The organism is Sorangium sp. So ce381, from assembly GCF_051473845.1.
GTDB lineage: Bacteria > Myxococcota_A > Polyangia > Polyangiales > Polyangiaceae > Sorangium > Sorangium atrum.
Window position 1 is genome coordinate 3,657,501 of record NZ_CP150336.1, and the last position, 17,733, is coordinate 3,675,233.

The following is a 17,733-nucleotide window of genomic DNA, read 5'->3' on the forward strand; positions in this document are numbered from 1 at the left end:
GGCGTCACCGCGCGCCTCCAGCGCGACGCCGATCATCTCAACCTGGGACCGGGCCACCTCGCCGTGCGGCGTGAGGCAGGCTCGCTCGTGGTGGAGCTCTCACCCGGAGAGGCCGCGATCGCGACCGCCGGCGCCGACGCCCAGCAGGCGCTCACCTTTCGCCTTCGCGTGCCGATCAGCGACGCCAAGGAAACCCCGCAGGAGATCGTCGCCGACGTGCAGGGCGGACCCATCTGGCTCTCCACCCTCGGCGTCCATGAAGGGGACATGGGCCTGTTCGATGTGGCGCGGACGTCGATCGTCAGCCGAGCGCGGGTCGTCCTCTCTGCCGACGGCCAGACGCTCGGCATCGACGGCGAAGGAAGGCTGAAAAACCTCTCGCTGCGGAGCGCGGCCCTGGCAGACGAGCCCATCGCTGGCCTCGACCTGGCATGGCGAGCGAAGGCGAACGCAAAGCTCGACGGGTCCAAGCTCGTCGCCGAGGACGCGGAGGTCGACCTCGGTGCACTGAGGCTGATCGCGCGCGGCGAATACGAGCACGCCGGAAACTCACACCGGGTCCGCGGCAACTTCGAGGTGCCTCTCACGGCTTGCCAGTCGATGCTGGATTCGGTGCCCAAAGGCATCGTGGCGAAGCTCCACGGCATGAGGCTCGCCGGCTCGTTCGGGATCGAAGGGAAGCTCCGGTTCGATACAGCGAACCTCGACCGGAATTTTTTGCTTGACTGGGGTATCTCCAACACCTGCCGCGTGACCGAGATGCCACCGGAGCTCAGCGTCGATCGCTTCAAGCGCGCGTTCCGGCGCCTGGTCTACGGGCCCGGCGGCAAGCGCGTCGAAATCGAGTCCGGGCCAGGGGCCCCCGAGTGGGTCTCCTACGAAGACATCTCCCGCTTCATGGAGGTCGCCGTGCTGACCACGGAGGACGGCGGCTTCCACCGGCACCACGGGTTCGACGAGGAAGCCATCAAGAACTCGATCCGCGAGAACCTCCGGAAGAGGCGGTTCGTGCGAGGGGCGAGCACCGTCAGCATGCAGCTCGCCAAGAACCTCTACCTCGAGCGGACCAAGAGCGTGGCGCGCAAGCTCCAGGAAACCTTGCTCACCATGTACCTCGAGCAGGAGCTCACCAAGGAGCAGATCATGGAGCTCTACCTGAACGCGGTGGAGTTCGGGCCGCTGGTCTACGGCATCGGCGCTGCCGCGCGGCACTACTTCAATGCGTCGGCGGCGCAGCTCTCGCTCGGACAGGCGCTGTACATCGCGTCGATCCTGCCAAACCCAAGCGTGCAGCACTTCGACGCGAACGGCGAGGTGACGCCTGCGTGGAGCGGGTACCTGCGCAAGCTCATGCAGATCGCGCACAGGCGCCAGCGGATCTCCGACGAGGAGCTGGAGAAGGGGCTTCAGGAGGTCGTGGTGCGAGGCTCTCCTGCGCCTCATCTGGCGTCCCGTCAGAGCGGTGAGGACGGCGGTGAAGCCGGCGAGGAGAGATCCGGAGAGGACGAGGGCGGCGCCTGGGCGGCGCCTTGACGCCCGCACGCGCGGGCCGGGTTGTCAGCGCTTCGACGCGGCGGTCCGGAGCTTCGCGAAGAACGCGCGGAGCACGCCGGCGCACTCGTCTGCGAGCACGCCCGAGGTGACCGCGAAGCGATGGTTGAGCCGGTTGTCGCGCCCGATCGCGAACAGCGTGTCGACAGCTCCCGCCTTCGGGTCCGGGCAGCCGTAGACGAGCCGCGCAATCCTGGCATTGACGAGCGCGCCCGCGCACATGGGACACGGCTCCAGCGTCGCGTAGACCGTCGCCCCTTCGAGCCGCCAATGACCAAGCCGCCTGGCCGCCGCCCGCAGCGCGTCCACCTCGGCGTGGCCGGTCGGATCCTGATCGACCTCGCGACGGTTTCGACCGCGCGCCAGCACCGTCCCCGCTGCATCGACGATGAGCGCCCCCACGGGGACGTCACCGGCACCTGCCGCAGCCTCGGCCTCAGCGAGCGCCTCGCGCATCCACAGCGCGTCGACGCTCGCTGGTTCCTCCGGCTGTGCCACAGGGGAGAGGAGCAATTCCGCTCCGTCATCCATGACGTCCACGAGGGGCTCAGGACCTTTTACACGACCGATCAGGCGCGCCCAGGAAGATTCGAACTTCCGACCCCCGGCTTCGTAGGCCGATGCTCTATCCAGCTGAGCTATGGGCGCTCTGGTGAAGGCAAGTGCAAGACGTGGCTACGCCACCGCACTCCCGCGTCGCGCTCGGTTGCGCGAAGTGAGTGCCGGCGTTTATACGCCCCTGAGCGAGCTGTCAAAGGAAAAGTGATCGAGGCCTGAGGGCGTCTGCTCGGATGCGCGGCGTTTGCGGCCGAGGTCGCTGCAAACATCGCTGCTTCCTGTGCCCTCGCGCCTCGCCCTCCCGCGACTCCCTCCGAATGGCCGAGCCTTCTCGTCCGCAAAGGCTGATCCCCTCCGCAAGGTTGAGCCGCCGCAGGGCGAAGCGGGCGAGCGGAGCGGGCCATGCCTCCGACGCGCACGATGCCGGCGGCGGGCAACGAGCTCAGGACAAAAACAGGGCGCGCGGCGACTCCGTTACGGAATGGCCGCGCGCTTTCACACGCTCTCGAAGGGCAAGCGAAGCTCAGAAACTCACAACCAGACGAGCAGGCCAAGCTGACGAAACGGGAAGAAGCCGTAAGCCAAGCAGCAGCGACGCCATGGACGAGGCGGATGGCGCCAGCTGAACGACCAAGCACAAGCTAGTGAGGCCCGTTACGAGGGGAGGAGGACCGAGACACGCTGCAGCCCACAGCGCAGAACACGGTCAATTCCGCCTGGAGCAGCCTCTGTGCCATCTCGCGGCCTCCTCCTCGGCGCGTCCTCGCGCGCGCACACGTCCAACGGAATACTCACGTTTCGTCGCGGTTTCTTCGGTGGTCGCGGATCGGTGTCCGACGAGGTGCTCGGGCACCGCTGTCGCGTGCCATGCCGTGCTTCGCAATCTTTGCGGACCGAGATCGCTGGTCAACGCGCGCTGTGACGCGCCGCGCTGTCAGGGCCCGCGAGCGCCTATCGGGGGCCGCCGAAGAGGTGGTCGTGCGGAGCGTCGGCATGGCAGCGCTTGCAGAGCGGTAGAGCGCCGCGGTGGGTGGAGGTGCCCTGGGGCGTGAGGACCAGGTACTCCCAGTTGCCGCCGTCGGGGTCGTAGCCAGCCGGTCGCTTCACCATGGCCAGGAGCGTGGCCGGCTCCGGCGAGCCCGCCCGGTAGTGGAACTCGACCACGGCCGCGCCAGAGGGGAGGACGCGATCCGGACCGAGCTGCGGGTAGGGCGCAGCCGCCGCGTTGATCCTCACCTCCGCCTCCATCTCGCCGGTGAAGTGCTGGGACCGAGCTCGATCCGTGACGGGCTGGAAGGTCGCGAGCTGGCCGGCGAGCTCCCAGGCCGAGGGCGCCGCCGCCGGAGGTGCAGCGGGCGCCTCGGCCGGCGCGCGCGCCTCGGGGGTGGAGCTGGAGCCGGGTCCGATCCACTCCGTGGTCCCCGCGACGTCCGCGCGGGACAGGGACGACGGGGGCGGCGCACAGCCGAGCGGCAGGGGGGCCCACCCGGCGCAGAACCGCGCCTCCGTCGAGAGCGTCATCGAGGCGAGCGACGCCGCAGCGAGCGCGCACCACGCAGAGAGGCGGGTTCGGGACCGCACCGGTCGAGATGCTACACTGCCCGGATGTACCTGGCCTCTTCCAGGCGAGGCCGCGCATGGCGCGCCCTCCTGGCCGCCACGCTGGTGTCGCTGTCGGGCGCTGCGCTGCTGGGAGGCGCCCCACGCGCAGCCGCCGAGGAGGCGTCCCGCCGCGCCTGGCTGGGCGTGGAGCTGGAGCCAGGGCCGGCCGGGGGGGTGGTCGCGAAGCACGTCATCAACAGCTCGCCGGCGGCGAAGGCGGGCATCTTGGACGGGGACCAGGTCCTCGCGGCGGACGGCGTGCAGATCGACGAGCCAAAGCAGCTCGTCGCGCGCGTCGCGCTCGCGGGGCCTGGAAACGTGGTGAACCTCCGGATCCGGCGCGGCGGTCGAGAGCGAGACGTCGCGCCGACGCTGGTGCCGTTCCCGGGGCACGATCAGATCCTCCGCCTCGACAAGATCGGCACGTTCGCGCCAGCCTGGAAGCCGCTCACCACCGTCGGAGGGTCCGTCCCGGCGAACATCGGGGCCCTGCGCGGAAACGTGGTGCTGCTCGATTTCTGGGCGACCTGGTGCGCGCCATGCCGCTTGATGGCCCCGCAGCTCTCGGCGTGGCACGCGGCGTACGCCGCGCAGGGGCTGCGGGTCCTGGGCGTGACGACCGACGAGGTCGGCGTCGCGACGAAGACAGCGCAGGCCCTCTCGATGCGCTACGCGGTCGCGGCAGACGCGTCGGAGTCGACCTCCGCGGCGTACGGCGTCAAGGCGCTCCCCACCATGTTCGTGATCGACAAGAAGGGGGTCATCCGGGACGTGGTGGTCGGGTACGACCCGACCCGGCACGCCGAGGTCGAGAAGCTCCTCAAGGCGCTGCTCGCGGAGCCCGCGCCGTAGCCGCCGCGGGGCCGCGCGGGCTGGACCGGTACGCTCTCCATGCTCCTCGCCATCGACGAGTTCCTCTGGGCGCTGCGCCGCGACGGCTTCGCCGTCTCGACGGCGCAGGCCATCGACGTCACGCGCGCGTGCGCCCTCGTCGGGTTCGGCGACCGTGGGACGCTGCGCGACGCCATCGGCGCGGTGGTCGTCGAGCGCGCCGCCGATCTTCGCCGGTACCGCGCCTGCTTCGACCGCTTCTTCTCCCCCGAGGGCGCGCACGTCGGCGATCTTTGGGGGCGCCTGCGGGAGCGAGGGTTCTCGGATGGGGAGCTCTCCGCCCTGCGCGATCTGCTCAGCGCGGCGGCGGAGCGGAGCGGCGCCTCGGGCGACGCGATCGCGTTCCAGGCGCTCGCAGGGACCGCAGGGGAGCTCGACCGAGCGCTCCAGGCGGCCGGGATCGCGCGCGTGCTCGCGCCGATGACGAGCTCGCTCCAGGTCGGTTTCTTCGCGCAGCGGGTGATGGATCAGCTCGGGGTGCCGGCCGTCGCCAGCGCGCTGCGGCGGATCCGGAGCGCGCTCGAGGAGGCGCTCGGCGAGGAGCGTGGCAGGGCCCTCGCGGAGGCGCTCGCCGCCGAGTTGGAGCGGATGCGGCACCGCGTGCGCGAGCACGTGACGCTGTCGCTCCGGCGCTTCGAGGGCGGAGAGCCAGCTGCCGAGGGCCGCATGGATGTGCCGTTCGCCTCGCTCGGCGAGGGCGAGATGGAGGAGGTGCGCCGCGCCGTGAAAGAGCTGTCCCAGCGACTCCGCGGCGCGGAGCGGCTCCGCAGGCGCCGCGCGCGGCGCGGGAGGATCGATCCCCACCGGACGCTGCGGCGCAGCCTCCAGACCGGCGGCGTACCGTTCCAGCCGGCGCGGCGGGCGCGGCGGCGCGACAAGCCGCGCCTGATGATCCTGTGCGACGTGTCGGACTCGGTCCGCGTCGCCGCTCGGTTCATGCTCGAGTTCGTCTGCGCGGCGCAGGAGCTCTTCGACCGGACGCGATCGTTCGTCTTCGTGAGCGAACTCGCCGAGACGACCGAGCTCTTCGAGGCGTTGCCGGCGGGCTCGGCGCTCGATCGGATCCAGCGCGGCGAGGTGGTGAGCCGGGCGCACAACTCGAATTACGGGCGCGCCCTGACGGCCTTCGAGGAGCGACACGGGCGTGACGTGGACCGGCGGGTGACCCTCGTGATCCTGGGCGACGGGCGCACGAACTACTTCGCGGACGAGGCGGAGGTCGTGAGGAGGCTGCGCGACAGGGCGCGGGCGCTCCTGTGGCTCTGCCCCGAGGGGCCGGGCGCCTGGGGGACGGGAGACAGCGCGATGCCGCGCTACGCCGCCGCGTCGACGAAGGTGCTGGTCGCCCGGACCGCGCGGGAGCTCGAATCGGCGGCGCGGGAGGTGGTCGCCCGGCGCGCTTAGGGCTATGGGTCGCGCCATGTCGCTCGATCAGAAGCTGCGGGATCTCACGGCGCGCATCGAGAAGGGAGGCGCGCAGAAGTACCACGACAAGAACGCGGAACAGGGCAAGCTGTTCGCGCGGCAACGCGTCGCGCTGCTCGTCGATGAAGGCAGCTTCATCGAGGACGCGGCGCTCGCCAACGCGCTGGATCCCGAGCTGCCGGCCGACGGCGTCATCACGGGCACCGGGACGGTGGGCGGGCGCCCCGTGTGCGTGATGGCGAACGACTCGACGGTGAAGGCCGGCTCGTGGGGGCGCCGCACCGTCGAGAAGATCCTGCGCGTGCAGGAGACAGCGCGGCGCCTCCGGTGCCCGCTGCTCTACCTCGTCGACTCCGCGGGGGCGCGCATCACCGATCAGATCGAGATGTTCCCCGGGCGGCGCGGCGCGGGCCGGATCTTCTACAACCAGGTCGAGCTGAGCGGCCTCGTCCCCCAGATCTGCCTGCTGTTCGGCCCGTCGGCGGCGGGGGGCGCCTACATCCCGGCGTTCTGCGACGTCGTGTGCATGGTCGAGAGCAACGCGAGCATGTACCTGGGCTCTCCGCGGATGGCGGAGATGGTGATCGGCGAGAAGGTCACGCTCGAAGAGCTCGGCGGGGCGCGCATGCACTGCTCGGTCTCGGGGTGCGGCGACGTCCTCGTGAAGACCGAGGAGGAGGCGATCGCCTTCGCGAAGCGCTACCTCGCGCTGATGCCGCAGAGCTCCGCCGAGGCCGCGCCCCGCGTCGAGCCGAGGCCGGAGAAGCCAGGGCAGCGGCCGCTCGAGGACGTGATCCCCGCCGACGAGAACAAGCCGTTCGACATCATGGCCGTGATCGACGCGATCATCGACGAGGGCAGCTTCGTCGAGATCAAGAAGCTCTACGCGCGAGAGATCGTCACGGGGCTCGCGCGCGTCGAGGGACGAGCGGTCGGCATCGTCGCGAACCAGCCGAAATACAAGGGCGGCGTGCTGTTCGTGGACTCGGCCGACAAGGCGGCGCGGTTCATCTGGCTGTGCGACGCGTTCAACATCCCGCTCCTGTACCTCGCCGACGTGCCTGGCTTCATGATCGGGACCGTCGTCGAGAGGCAGGGGATCATCCGGGCCGGGGCGAAGATGATCGCCGCCGTGAGCGAGGCGAGCGTGCCGAAGCTGTCCGTCGTCGTGCGCAAGGCGTACGGCGCCGGGCTCTACGCGATGTGCGGGCCGGCGTTCGCGCCCGACGAGTGCGTCGCACTCCCCTCGGCCTCGATCGCGGTGATGGGGCCGAGCGCCGCGGTGAACGCCGTCTACTTCAACAAGATCCAGGCGATCCCGGCGGGGCCCGAGCGCGAGGCGCTCGTCCAGAAGCTGCGCGACGAGTACCGGGCCGACGTCGACCTGGAGAAGCTCGCGAGCGAGCTCGTGATCGACGCGATCATCCCGACGGCGAACCTCCGCCGCGAGGTGGCGCGCCGCTTCGAGCGGTACGCCGGCAAGGTCGAGGAGAGGCCGCGCAAGAAGCACCTCGTGCCGCCGGTGTGAGCGGGCCGCGGCGCGCTTCGGAGAACGCGCGGCGAGGGCGGCGCCCTTCGAGACCTCGGCCGCGCGCGGACGTGGTGTAGACTCGCGGCGTGCTCGCCCGCAGGTCTCCGCTCTCCATCGCGCTGCTCGGCCTCGCCCTCGCGGCCGGTGAAGCGCGCGCCGACGTCCCGGCACCGGCGGTGGCGCGCCTGCTCAGCTCGCGCCTGGGTCGGCACCCGTTCGCCGATCCGCGCGGGCGCATCCCGGTGATGGTGCCGCTGCCCGCCGGCGCCGACGCGCGGGCGCTCGGGCTGCTCCCGGTCGCGCCGGGCCTCGGGACCATCCGGCTCGCGCCCGGCGACGTCGGCGCCTTCTCCGCCGCGCACCCGGAGCTCAGGCTGCTCACAGGACCGCCGCGGCAGCCCCTGCTGGATCGGTCCAAGGGGTGGATCCGCGTCGAGCCGTACAGGAAGGTCACCGGCGCGGACGGCAAGGGGGTGGTCGTCGGCGTCGTCGATACCGGCCTCGACGTGACCCACCCGGATTTTCGAGACAAGGACGGCAAGACACGGATCCGATGGATGCTGCAGGCCGGAAGCCCGAAGGGGCTGCACGCGGCGCTCGAGCACACGTACGGGTGCGATGATCCGGACCAGTCGGCGTGCGCGATCTTCTCCGACGCCGACATCGACGCGATGCTCGCGAAGAGCATGCCCGGCATCCTCCGCGATATCGCGGGGCACGGCACGCACGTGGCATCCATCGCTGCAGGCAACGGCGGGCCGATGGTCTCGGAGCGGCCGCGGTATGTCGGCGTGGCGCCCGCCGCGACGCTGATCATCGCCGCGCCTGCGCGGCCGGGCGAGGGCTTCGACGATCCGGACATCCTCAAGGCGGTGCAGTTCATCTTCGACCGCGCCGAGGAGCTGAACATGCCGGCGGTCGTCAACCTGAGCGTCGGGAGCGATTTCGGGCCCCACGACGGGACGAGCCCGCTCGAGGCGGGGCTCGCCGCGATGGTCGGCAGCGCTCATCCGGGGCGGGCGATCGTCGTCGCCGCCGGCAACAGCGGCGCGCTGTACGAGATCGACGGCGAAGGATCGCTCGGGATCCACACCGAGGCCCACGTGTCGGCGCACGCCGAGACGCGCGTGCCCATCCGCACGCCGAGCGCGGAGCGCGGTGAAGGATACGTCTGGATCACCTTCCGGCCCGGGGACGAGGTGTCGGTCGGCCTCGAGGGGCCAGGCGGCGAGGCGTGGATCGGCCTGGTCGAGCCCGGAGACGACGCCGGTTACACCGGCGACGACGGCGAGACGACCGGCGCCGTCATCAACCGGCTCGCGAACGGGAAGTCGCCCATCACCGCAGCGACGAACAGCGCCGTCGTGGCCTTCAGCGGGGCGTGGAAGGCGGGCGAGTTCGCGATCCGCCTGCGAGGCCAAGGGGACGCGCAGCTCTGGGTGACGGGGCTCGGCGACGTCTCGCCGTCGCACGATCTCGGGCTCCTGTTCCCGCGCGCCATCAAGCAAGGGACGATCAACGTGCCCGCGAGCCACCCTGGGCTGCTCGCCGTGGGATGCACCATCAACCGCGTCCGCTGGCAGCCGCAGGGGAGCTCCACGAGCGTGCGCCTCACGAGCCTCGACGGCGTGGACATCGAAGAGGACAGCGCCTGCTACTTCAGCGCGGCTGGTCCCACGCCGTTCGGCGTCGCCAAGCCGGAGATCAGCGCGCCCGGCGGCCTGGTCGCCGCCGCCATGGCCAGCGGCGTCGACCCGCGCACCCATCCCGGAGGGCTGTTCGATACGCCCGGGTGCCCCGGCGACGAGCCTTGCTTCGTCGTCGACGATTACCACGCGATCGCGTCAGGGTCGTCCATGGCGGCGCCGCAGGTCGCAGGGGCGATCGCGCTCCTCTTCCAGGTCAACCCGAACCTGACCCAGGCGGAGGTCACGGAGGCGCTCCAGGCAGGCGCGCGGTACCCGAGAGGCGCCGTGCCGCTCGACGCGCAGCTCGGCCCCGGCGTGCTCGATCTCGAAGGCGCGCGGCTCGCGCTCGAGGCCGCCGAGACCGGCGGCAACGAACCGGCGCTCGCCAAGAGCTGGTACGTCCTGTCGAGCACCTACGCGAGGCCCGACCCGTCGTGGCCGGTCTGGGGGACGATCGAGCTGCGACGCCCTGACGGAGCCCCGGTGAGGGGCGTCGATGGGAAGCTCACGGTCGCCGTCCGCGGCGGGGCGATGCACACGCCGCTCCGGGAGGTGCGCCGCGGGCTGTGGCAGTTCGCGGTCGCCGCGCCGCGCGGCTCCGGCGGGACGACGCTGGCCATCGACGTCCTTTACGGCGGTGCCTCGCTCGGCGCGCGCGAGCTCCCGGTAGGGAGCGACGTCTGGATGGCGAACGGAGAGCTCGAGGCGACCAGCGGCGCATGCACCTGGGCCGCGGCTGGCCCGGACCGCACGCCGCCGTCGAGCCGCGCCGCCTGGGGCCTCGCGAGCGTCCTCGTGGCGGGGGTGTCGGCAGCGCGGCGGCGGCGCCGCGGCTGAGCACCCCCCGCGGCCCGTGCGCCCTCGCGTCGCGCTGCTGCCGTCCGGCGCCGTCCGTGTCACGGTGGCCGAGCGGCGGGGCGGGGTAGAGCACGACGGCGATGGTGCACGGACCCATGGAGAAACGGGTGAGCCTGGATCGACCTCCCGCGGTAGAGGCGGACGCGGGACACGCGCGCGCCCCCCGGCCGATGCGGTTCGCGGCGCGCACCGGCTGGGATCTCTCGGGCAACAGCCTCGCGTCCCTGCTCGCAGAGGCGCGCGGGGCGGGGCGCGCGCTCGTCGATTTCACCGAGTCGAACCCGACGCGCTGCGGGATCATCGAGGCGGCTCACCTCATCGCGCCGCTCGGCGAGCCGCGCGGCGCGCGGTATTCGCCGCTGCCGCTCGGCGATCCGGCGGCGCGCGCCGCGGTGTCGCGCTACTACCGGGAGCGCGGGCTCGACGTGGATCCGTCGAGCGTCGTGCTGACGGCCAGCACCAGCGAAGCGTACGGCTGGCTGCTCAAGCTGCTCGCCGAGCGCGGCGACGACGTGCTCGTCCCCGTGCCGTCGTACCCGCTGCTCGAGTACCTGGCCTGCCTCGAGGACGTCGCGCTCACGCCCTACCCGCTCCTCAGGGAGGAAGGATGGCGAATCGACCTCGGCGCGCTCGAGCGCGCGGCCGGCGAGCGGACGCGGGCGGTGGTGCTCGTCCATCCGAACAACCCGACCGGCTCCTTCGTGCGCCGCGACGACGCTGCCGCGCTCGAGGCGTGGGCCGGGGAGCGCGGGCTCGCGCTGATCGTCGACGAGGTCTTCGGGGACTACGCTCACGGAGACCTCGCCCCGGACCGCCTTCCGAGCTTCGCCGGCTCGCGGCAGGCGCTGACCTTCGTGCTGAGCGGGCTCTCCAAGGTGATGGCGCTGCCGCAGCTCAAGCTCGGCTGGATCGCGGTCTCGGGGCCGCCGGAGCTCGCCGCCGCGGCGCTGGAGCGGCTGGAGGTCATCGCTGACACCTACCTCTCGGTCGGCACCCCGGTGCAGCTCGCGCTGCCGGAGATCCTCGCCTCGCGGGCGCCCGTCCAGCGCGCGATCCTGTCGCGCGTGCAGGCCAACCTGGCCGCGCTCGACGCGGCGATCGAGGCGCGCGCCGGGGGCGCGGTCCGGCGGCTCCCGATCGACGGCGGCTGGTACGCGACGCTGGAGGTCCCGCGCGTGCACGACGAGGACGGCTGGGTCGAGCTCCTGGTGCGCGACGAGGGGATCATCGTCCACCCCGGCTACTTCTTCGACATGCCGCGCGACGGCTTCCTCGTGGTCGGCCTGCTGCTCGATCCGGACGTGTTCGCGGAAGCCGCGCTGCGGCTCGCGGGCCGGATCGCGCGCGCGATCAGCGGTGAATGAGGACCACCGTGGAGCGGCCGGCGTCGCGGGAGGCCCGCAGGCCGTGCCACCCCTCCGGCACCGGCGGGTCGGTCCAGGCGAACATCTGCTTCGCGTCGATGGGGGAGAGGTTGACGCAGCCGCCGCTCTTCGGCTCGCCCCAGGCGTCGTGCCAGTACGCGCCGTGCAGCGCGTGCGGTCCGCTGAAGTTCTGCACGAACTGCACCTCGGAGTGGACGATCTTGTCGTTCGTGCTCGACACCATCGTCGCCGTCACGAACTTCCCGTCGATGCGGAAGCGCCCGGTCGGCGTCGCCGCGGTCTCGATGGCGGGGATGCCCTGCCTCGGGACGCCGCCGCGCCCCGGTGAGATGAGCGTCGCGAAGACCGGGGTGAGCTCTTCGTAGGCGACGAACCAGCCGCCGAGCACGCTCACCTCGATCCACTTGCGCGGCGGCGATGACGGATCGGCCTCGCCCTCGAGCGGCGAGCTCTTCGCCGCCTCGATCACGACGGCGTCGTCCGCGCGCACGTAGACCCCTGGCTCTTGCGTCTCGAGGAACCGCTCGCCGTCCTCGGCCTCGGCGCGACCGGTGAGCCCGACCGAGGCGAGCCGCGCGAACGACGCGCCGGTCGGCTCGAAGCGGCCGCCGGCGCCCCGCTGGTACTTCGGTCGATCGGTCTTGCGGAAGAACGCGAGCGGGAGCGAACGCCCGTCCTTCAGCCAGACGCCCTGGAAGCTCGATCGCGGGTAGGGCTTCAGGCGATCCTTCGGCATGTACGCCTGGTCCGAGGTCACCACCCAGGTCCGGTCCTGCGCGTCGAACGCGCGGGTGAACGCCACCGTCGAGCCGTTCACGATCCGGTCGCGCCCCTCGCGCACGAGGCCGCCGAAAGGAAACAGCGCCGGGGCGGCGACCCCCGCGGGCTTCAGGTCGACCCCCACGAGGGCCTCGTCGATCTCGCGGATAGCTTCCTCGCCAGCGCCTTCGGCGGCGCGCACCTTCGCGATGTTCGCGAGGTGCTCCTCGAGGTCCCACTCGGCGCGCCGCTGCTCCTTCGCGCTCGGGAGCTGCGGGTAGCGCGGCGCGCCGGTCGACTCCGCGTAGTCATAGGGCCACGGGGAGTCGACCCTGGGCGCGTGCGGCCGCAGCGCGACCACGACCGGGTCGTTCGGGTCGACCGCGGCGCTGGCGCCAGCGCAGACGTAACCCCGCGGCTCGATGGCGTACCACGCGTCGCACCCCTCGCCGGGCGTCCGCGCGGCCTCGACGCTTCCGCCGCGCAGCGCGACGGAGCCGCCGAGCCCGAGGTAACCGCTCCAGCCCCGCGTCGGGTAAGGGCCAGGGCTGATCCACGCAAACCGCGCCTTGGAGTAGATGCGCGCGCCCTCCGCCGCCGCGCTGGCCGGCGGTGTCGCTCCCGCCGCGCTGGCCGGCGGCGTCGTTCCCGCTGCGCTCGACGAGGGCGGCGCTTCGGCCTCCGCCTGGGCCGGGGCCGGGGCCTTCGCGACGTGCGCCGCCTCGACGACCGCGGCGCCCGGCGCGGCCGCTCCCGCGGACACGCGCGGCGCGTCCGCCTCGGGGGGCGTCCGCAGGGCGTCCGCCTCGAGCGAGGCAGGCGCCGCCTCGGCGGGGCTCTCTTCGGAGCAAGCCGCGGCGCCGCCCGACGCGATCGCGCACGTCAGGGCCGCGAGGAGCAAGGAAGGCGGTGAGCTAGCCATGCAAGCGGGAGAGACTAGTTGCCGGAAGCGGCTGCGGACAAGCGAACGACACCTGCGCCGCCCGCGGCCGCCAGCGCAGGCGAGCCACGCTCGCCGCTAGAGCCTGCCGAGCACGGCCACCACGAGCAGGATGACCCCGACGAGCGCCGCCGTGATCATCGCGAACTTCATGAGGCGCGGCTTCAGCCACTTCCACAGGACGAGGCGAGCCACCTTCCACAAGAGCACCAGGATCTGCCGGAGGACCTTGCCCACGACGAGAGCGTAGCGCAGTCCCGCGGCGCGCGCTGCCAGCAAGGGCGGTAGATTTCGCGCCCAATGAACGAACCCTGCGACCGCCTCCGCGTCGGACAGGGCCGGTCGCAGCGCGAAGCGGGCCGCCGCCGGGTACCTCCGCCAACGGCCAGCCCGGCGTGCGGGCGGTCGCTGCGTTAGGTCCGCGGCGTCACGTCAGTCACGTCAATTGATGTCGACGCTCACCTTCGATGCATAGCTGCCAGGGGAGGGGAAGGTGATCTCGCGCAGCGCGCCGGCGACACACTCGGCCGCCTCCTCGCCCCGTTCGTCGTTGCTGGACACGCCCACGCTGAGCGGCTTGCCGTCGGTGTCGATGTAAAGCGTGGCCTTGAGCTGGCTGGCGCCTGCCTGGCTCCGGCACGTCGCGAGCGCCGGCTTCGCCTTCTTGTACGGCGTCCCGAGCTGGTCGGGCGTCCAGGGCACCGGCAGGCGCTCGTCGCTGCTCGGCTCGAAGGTGAAGCTGTTCTCCGCCAGACCCTCTCCGCCGACCGGCTTCGGCCACCTCGTCGCTTTCAGGACGCTCAGCATGCACGCCTCGGTCTCGCGATCGCCCAGGTTCGAGTCCTTCACGAACGCCCAGCGCGCCGTGCCCTCCTCGGTCACCCGGACCTTGAAGCGGATCTCGCCCCCGAGATAGGGGATCCGCTGGACGCCCTTCTGATAGCAGCGCGAGAGCCGAGGCGACACGCGCTCGAACGCCGCTTGCACCTTCTCCTCGTTCATGCCGCCGATCTCGGAACGCGAGCTCATCTTGGGGCTCGACGTCTCGACAGGTTCGGCGTCGACCATCACGGGCGCCACGGACGTGGGCGCGGCGCCGCCGCAGCCCAGCTGGGCCGCGAACGTCGAGAGAGCAACGACGGTGATCGTACACCTGAGCAAGCGCGTGAATTTCATGATCGGACGAGGACTCTATACGAGCCGCGTCTTGGGCGAAAAGAGCGCGATGAGGGGAACGCGCGCTGCAGTGCGTGTGAGAGATTCTACGCCAGCGCGAACGCCGACGCGCCGCTCCGAACGCGCGCGCGCTCGGACAGGAGGCGCCCGCAACGCACACGGTAGAGGCGTAGCGGTGAAGGTCCGTCCACGAGCGCCTGAGCGCAGAAGATGCGAGGCGGCGCGCCTGAGCGCACCGGCGCGTCGTGCTCTCGGTGCGTATGGCCGTGGATCACGTGAAGGTGATCGTGCTCGTGGAGCAATGCCATGAGCTCAGCGCTGTTGATGAGGCCATCCAGCCACTGCATCGCTCCGATCGGATGGCGGAGCGGCGGGTGGTGCTGCGCGAGCACGAGCGCGTCGCCCGAGCGGCGCGTCTCGGCGGCGAGCGAGGCGATCCACGAGAGCTCGCGGGCCGCGATCGCGCCCGCCGAGCGGGTCACCGGTTGCATCATGGCGGTCGAGACCGCGGCCAGGACAGCCCCGGGCAGAGCGACGGCCGTCCCTTGCCCGCTCGTCGCCGCGAAGGGGCGGAGGCAGCCCTCCAGCGCGCGCTCCCACGCACCTTCGGTATACGCGTCGTGGTTGCCAGGCACCAACGTGACGCGGGCCGGGTCCCAACCGCTCGCGGCCAGCACGGCCGCGAGCACCTCGAACTGGGCAGGAGTCCCGTCTTCCGTCAGGTCGCCGGTGAGCACCAGGTGGTCCGCCCCGGTCCGCCACGCCTCGACGAGCGCGGCCAGCGTGCGGCGCCGGCGTTGCGCTGCGTCGATGGGGCGGCCGAAGCTGAGGTAACGAAGCCGCCACCGCTCGGCGCCGCGGCGCCGGTCGTGATCCGCCTCGAGGAGATGGAAGTCCGTGAGGTGCGCGATCGTCGTCATCGACGCGATCGTGAGCCCTGACCGACGTCGTTCTCGCGACATCGACGCAAGCTCTCGGCGACGCAAACCGTCGCTGCGCGAGGCGCCTCGACGCGCGCCTCGCGAGCTCAACACGACATCCGCGCCCGCGTCGCCGCGACGGGCGCGACGTCTGTCCGGGCCGGGCGGCGCCGCTCCCGCGCCGCTCGACGAGCGATCGTCATTCACGGGGCGGGCGTGGCGCTGCTCGGGACGGGGAGCGTGCCTCCGGCGAGCTGATCGCTCTCCTGGTTGCCCTCGAAGCTGTTGTCCTCCGACACCGACGGCGCCTGCGCGCCCTGCACGACGAGGCCAAACCGGTTGCCGGTCGACTCTGAGCTCGCGAGCGCGCCGCGGCTGTCGCTGAAGAGCAAACCGGCGCGCGCGCAGCGATGCACCTCCACGTAGCTCACCTGCGCCGTCGAGCCCAGGACCACGAGTCCATCGCCCAGGTCCTGCACCGATTCCGTCTGCCCACCGGCGCTCAGGGCCGAGAACGTGCCGCCCTCGACCCCGAGGATGACCGTGTCCTCCACCGTGCTCGGCGAGGCCAGCAGCAGGCCCGCCACGCGGCTCTCCAGCACGGCCGACCTCTGGACGAGGACCTGCGCCGCCCCGGCGCTCAGCAGGCCGACGCCGCCCGTGCCGGCGCGCTCCTCCGGCAGCGAGCGCTCGATGAGGCTGTCCGCGATCTCGAGGGTCGCGCCCTGGGACGCGGACACGCCCGCGACGTGGGGCTCCAGGACATACGTGGACGCAAGCGCGGCGCGGCCACCCTGCACGAGCACGCCGGCGGCGCGATCCCGGTGCAGCGGGCTCGCGCGCGTGCCCTCGATGACGACGCCGCTCGCCGAGAGCGTCCCGCCCGAGACGAACAGCCCAGCGTCGCCGGCCTGGCGCACGAGGCTCGACGACAGCGAGAGCGCTCCGCCGCGCTGCTCGACGGCGACTCCGAGGCGATCGCTCTCCGAGGCGGCCACGCCATCGAAGAGATTGCCCGATGCCTCGACCGCCGTATCGGCGTCCGCGACGACGAGCAGCGCATCGCACGCCCCTGACAGTACGCTGGAGGCGAGCGAGGCGCGCGCGCCATGCTCCACGGCCAGGCCGCCGGCTTCGGGCGCCGCGTCTGCCGGAGCGGCGATGAGGTTGCGCGCCGCCGCGAGCTCCGCGCCGGCGCCCGTCACCAGCGCGCCCAGGCGATGGTGGACGAGCGCGTTCGCGTCGAGCCGGAGCGTGCCCTCCTCGAGGTGCACGCCGACGCCGTCGCTCGTCACCGACCGCAGCGCCGCTGCCTCCAGCAGGTTGCCCTCCGCGACCACCTCCGCTGCCTCCGAGTTGATTCGCAGGTTGACCGTGCCCCCGACCAGCGCGTTCTCGGTGAGCCGCGCCTCGGCCCCGGAGACGACGAGCACGCTCGTCCAGACCTCGCCCGCTCCATCGTCCGCCCACGACGACTGGATGAGGCTGCGCGACAGATCGAGGCGCGCGCCAGGGAGCGCGACCACGAGTCCATTGCCGCTCTCGCCCGTCACCCGGATGTCGCGCACCGAGACCGCCGCTGCCTGGATCAGCATCCCGATCGAGGCGCTGAGCACGCTCACGCCGCTCACGCCGGCCCGCTCGACGTCGTGGATCCAGACCGCGCTGACGTTGCCGCTGGGATCGCTCTGCTCGCCCCGGAGCACCACCCGCGAGGCGCACCGCCCGACGATCTCGATGGGCTTCGTGATCTCGATCGGCTCGTCGTACTCGCCCTCGGCCAGGACGACGCGCCCGTCCGCCCGAACGCTCGCCAGCGCCTCCGCCAGCGTCGTGAACGGCCTCTCCCGCGACCCGTCGCCGTCTCCTCCCTCGTAGCCAGGATCGACATGGAGATCGCCGGGGGCCTCGACGATCTCGCCCCACGGCGTCGAGCCGCAGCCGTCCGGGCCGTCGATCGAAACACAGCCCTTCTGCGGGACCGCGAATGTTCCCTCCGGGCATTTGGCCATGGTGGGATGACAGGCGCCGCCCTCCACGAACTCCGCCGCACAGCCGGGGATCCCGACTTCAATGCAGCCCTCGTCGTGCTTCGGGATCGTCCCGGGCGAGCACTTCGCGAGCGTGGGACGACAGAAGCCGTCCTCGTCGACGAACGCGTCGACGCAGCCCGGAATGCCCACCTGCGCACATCCGCTGGCGCCGCTGATCTGCCCTGGCGCACACCCCGAGCCGCCGGCGCCTTCCCCCGGGAGGCTGGTATACGGCGGCAGGTTGGTGCTCTCGCAGCCGAAGAGCGAGACGGCGCACAGGCTGGAAGCGAGAGAGAAAAGACACCAGAGCGCCGAGTGTCCAAGCTTCGCGCGCAACACCCCACCAACCTAGCAGATGCTCCGATGTGCGCGCCGGCAATGCGCGCCTCTCTCGCCGTCTTCAGCCGCTCGAGACC

13 protein-coding genes and 1 tRNA gene (1 of these 14 cut by a window edge) are annotated in these 17,733 nt (G+C 71.9%); 6 read left to right on the forward strand and 8 right to left on the reverse strand.

The genetic code is table 11. The features are described from left to right. Window positions 1-1,533: the 3' portion of a transglycosylase domain-containing protein gene (locus WMF29_RS13930; protein WP_437329283.1), read on the forward strand. It extends 837 nt beyond the left edge of the window; 1,533 of the gene's 2,370 nt are visible here — the last part of the coding sequence; the start codon falls outside the window, past its left edge; its stop codon occupies window positions 1,531-1,533. A gap of 24 nt (window positions 1,534-1,557) precedes the next feature. On the opposite strand, the gene tadA is transcribed toward WMF29_RS13930, so the two are convergent. The 3 genes from tadA to WMF29_RS13945 form a co-directional block, all read right to left on the reverse strand. Further along, complete coding sequence (tadA, locus tag WMF29_RS13935) at window positions 1,558-2,082, reverse strand: tRNA adenosine(34) deaminase TadA (RefSeq protein ID WP_437329284.1); 525 nt, start codon at window positions 2,080-2,082, stop codon at window positions 1,558-1,560. A gap of 43 nt (window positions 2,083-2,125) precedes the next feature. Continuing rightward, a tRNA-Arg gene (locus tag WMF29_RS13940) sits at window positions 2,126-2,199 on the reverse strand. A gap of 861 nt (window positions 2,200-3,060) precedes the next feature. Further along, on the reverse strand, window positions 3,061-3,690 hold the full coding sequence (locus WMF29_RS13945) for a hypothetical protein (RefSeq protein ID WP_437329285.1): 630 nt from the start codon (window positions 3,688-3,690) through the stop codon (window positions 3,061-3,063). Window positions 3,691-3,714: 24 nt separating this feature from the next. Here WMF29_RS13945 and WMF29_RS13950 point away from each other — a divergent pair, with 24 nt between their 5' ends. From WMF29_RS13950 to WMF29_RS13970, 5 genes are all read left to right on the forward strand, one after another. Beyond that, window positions 3,715-4,563: a redoxin domain-containing protein gene (locus WMF29_RS13950; RefSeq protein WP_437329286.1), complete on the forward strand. Its 849-nt coding sequence runs from the start codon at window positions 3,715-3,717 to the stop codon at window positions 4,561-4,563. A 39-nt stretch (window positions 4,564-4,602) separates the two neighbouring features. After that, a complete protein-coding gene (locus WMF29_RS13955) occupies window positions 4,603-6,006 on the forward strand; it encodes a VWA domain-containing protein (protein ID WP_437329287.1) in 1,404 nt (467 codons plus the stop codon). 16 nt (window positions 6,007-6,022) lie between these two features. After that, window positions 6,023-7,555, forward strand: a complete 1,533-nt coding sequence (locus WMF29_RS13960; RefSeq protein WP_272103516.1) for an acyl-CoA carboxylase subunit beta — start codon at window positions 6,023-6,025, stop codon at window positions 7,553-7,555. A gap of 89 nt (window positions 7,556-7,644) precedes the next feature. After that, window positions 7,645-10,083: a S8 family serine peptidase gene (locus WMF29_RS13965; protein ID WP_437329288.1), complete on the forward strand. Its 2,439-nt coding sequence runs from the start codon at window positions 7,645-7,647 to the stop codon at window positions 10,081-10,083. Between the two features lie 128 nt (window positions 10,084-10,211). After that, entirely contained in the window at window positions 10,212-11,468 is a 1,257-nt protein-coding gene (locus WMF29_RS13970) for a pyridoxal phosphate-dependent aminotransferase (RefSeq protein ID WP_437329289.1), read from the forward strand. On the opposite strand, the gene WMF29_RS13975 is transcribed toward WMF29_RS13970, so the two are convergent. From WMF29_RS13975 to WMF29_RS13995, 5 genes are all read right to left on the reverse strand, one after another. Continuing rightward, window positions 11,455-13,170, reverse strand: coding sequence for a L,D-transpeptidase family protein (locus WMF29_RS13975; protein WP_437329290.1), 1,716 nt, complete (start codon window positions 13,168-13,170; stop codon window positions 11,455-11,457). The two genes, WMF29_RS13970 and WMF29_RS13975, sit on opposite strands and share 14 nt — an antisense overlap. Window positions 13,171-13,266: 96 nt before the next feature. Further along, window positions 13,267-13,425 carry a hypothetical protein gene (locus tag WMF29_RS13980; protein WP_272103522.1) on the reverse strand — a complete coding sequence of 53 codons (159 nt, stop codon included), beginning with the start codon at window positions 13,423-13,425 and terminating at the stop codon, window positions 13,267-13,269. Window positions 13,426-13,629: 204 nt separating this feature from the next. Further along, the gene (locus WMF29_RS13985; RefSeq protein ID WP_437329291.1) at window positions 13,630-14,364 is read right to left on the reverse strand and encodes an AgmX/PglI C-terminal domain-containing protein; all 735 of its coding nucleotides are present in this window, start codon (window positions 14,362-14,364) and stop codon (window positions 13,630-13,632) included. Between the two features lie 86 nt (window positions 14,365-14,450). Continuing rightward, window positions 14,451-15,284 carry a metallophosphoesterase family protein gene (locus WMF29_RS13990; RefSeq protein WP_437329292.1) on the reverse strand — a complete coding sequence of 278 codons (834 nt, stop codon included), beginning with the start codon at window positions 15,282-15,284 and terminating at the stop codon, window positions 14,451-14,453. Between the two features lie 203 nt (window positions 15,285-15,487). Next, window positions 15,488-17,656 carry a DUF1565 domain-containing protein gene (locus tag WMF29_RS13995; RefSeq protein ID WP_437329293.1) on the reverse strand — a complete coding sequence of 723 codons (2,169 nt, stop codon included), beginning with the start codon at window positions 17,654-17,656 and terminating at the stop codon, window positions 15,488-15,490. Between the last annotated feature and the right edge of the window lie 77 nt (window positions 17,657-17,733).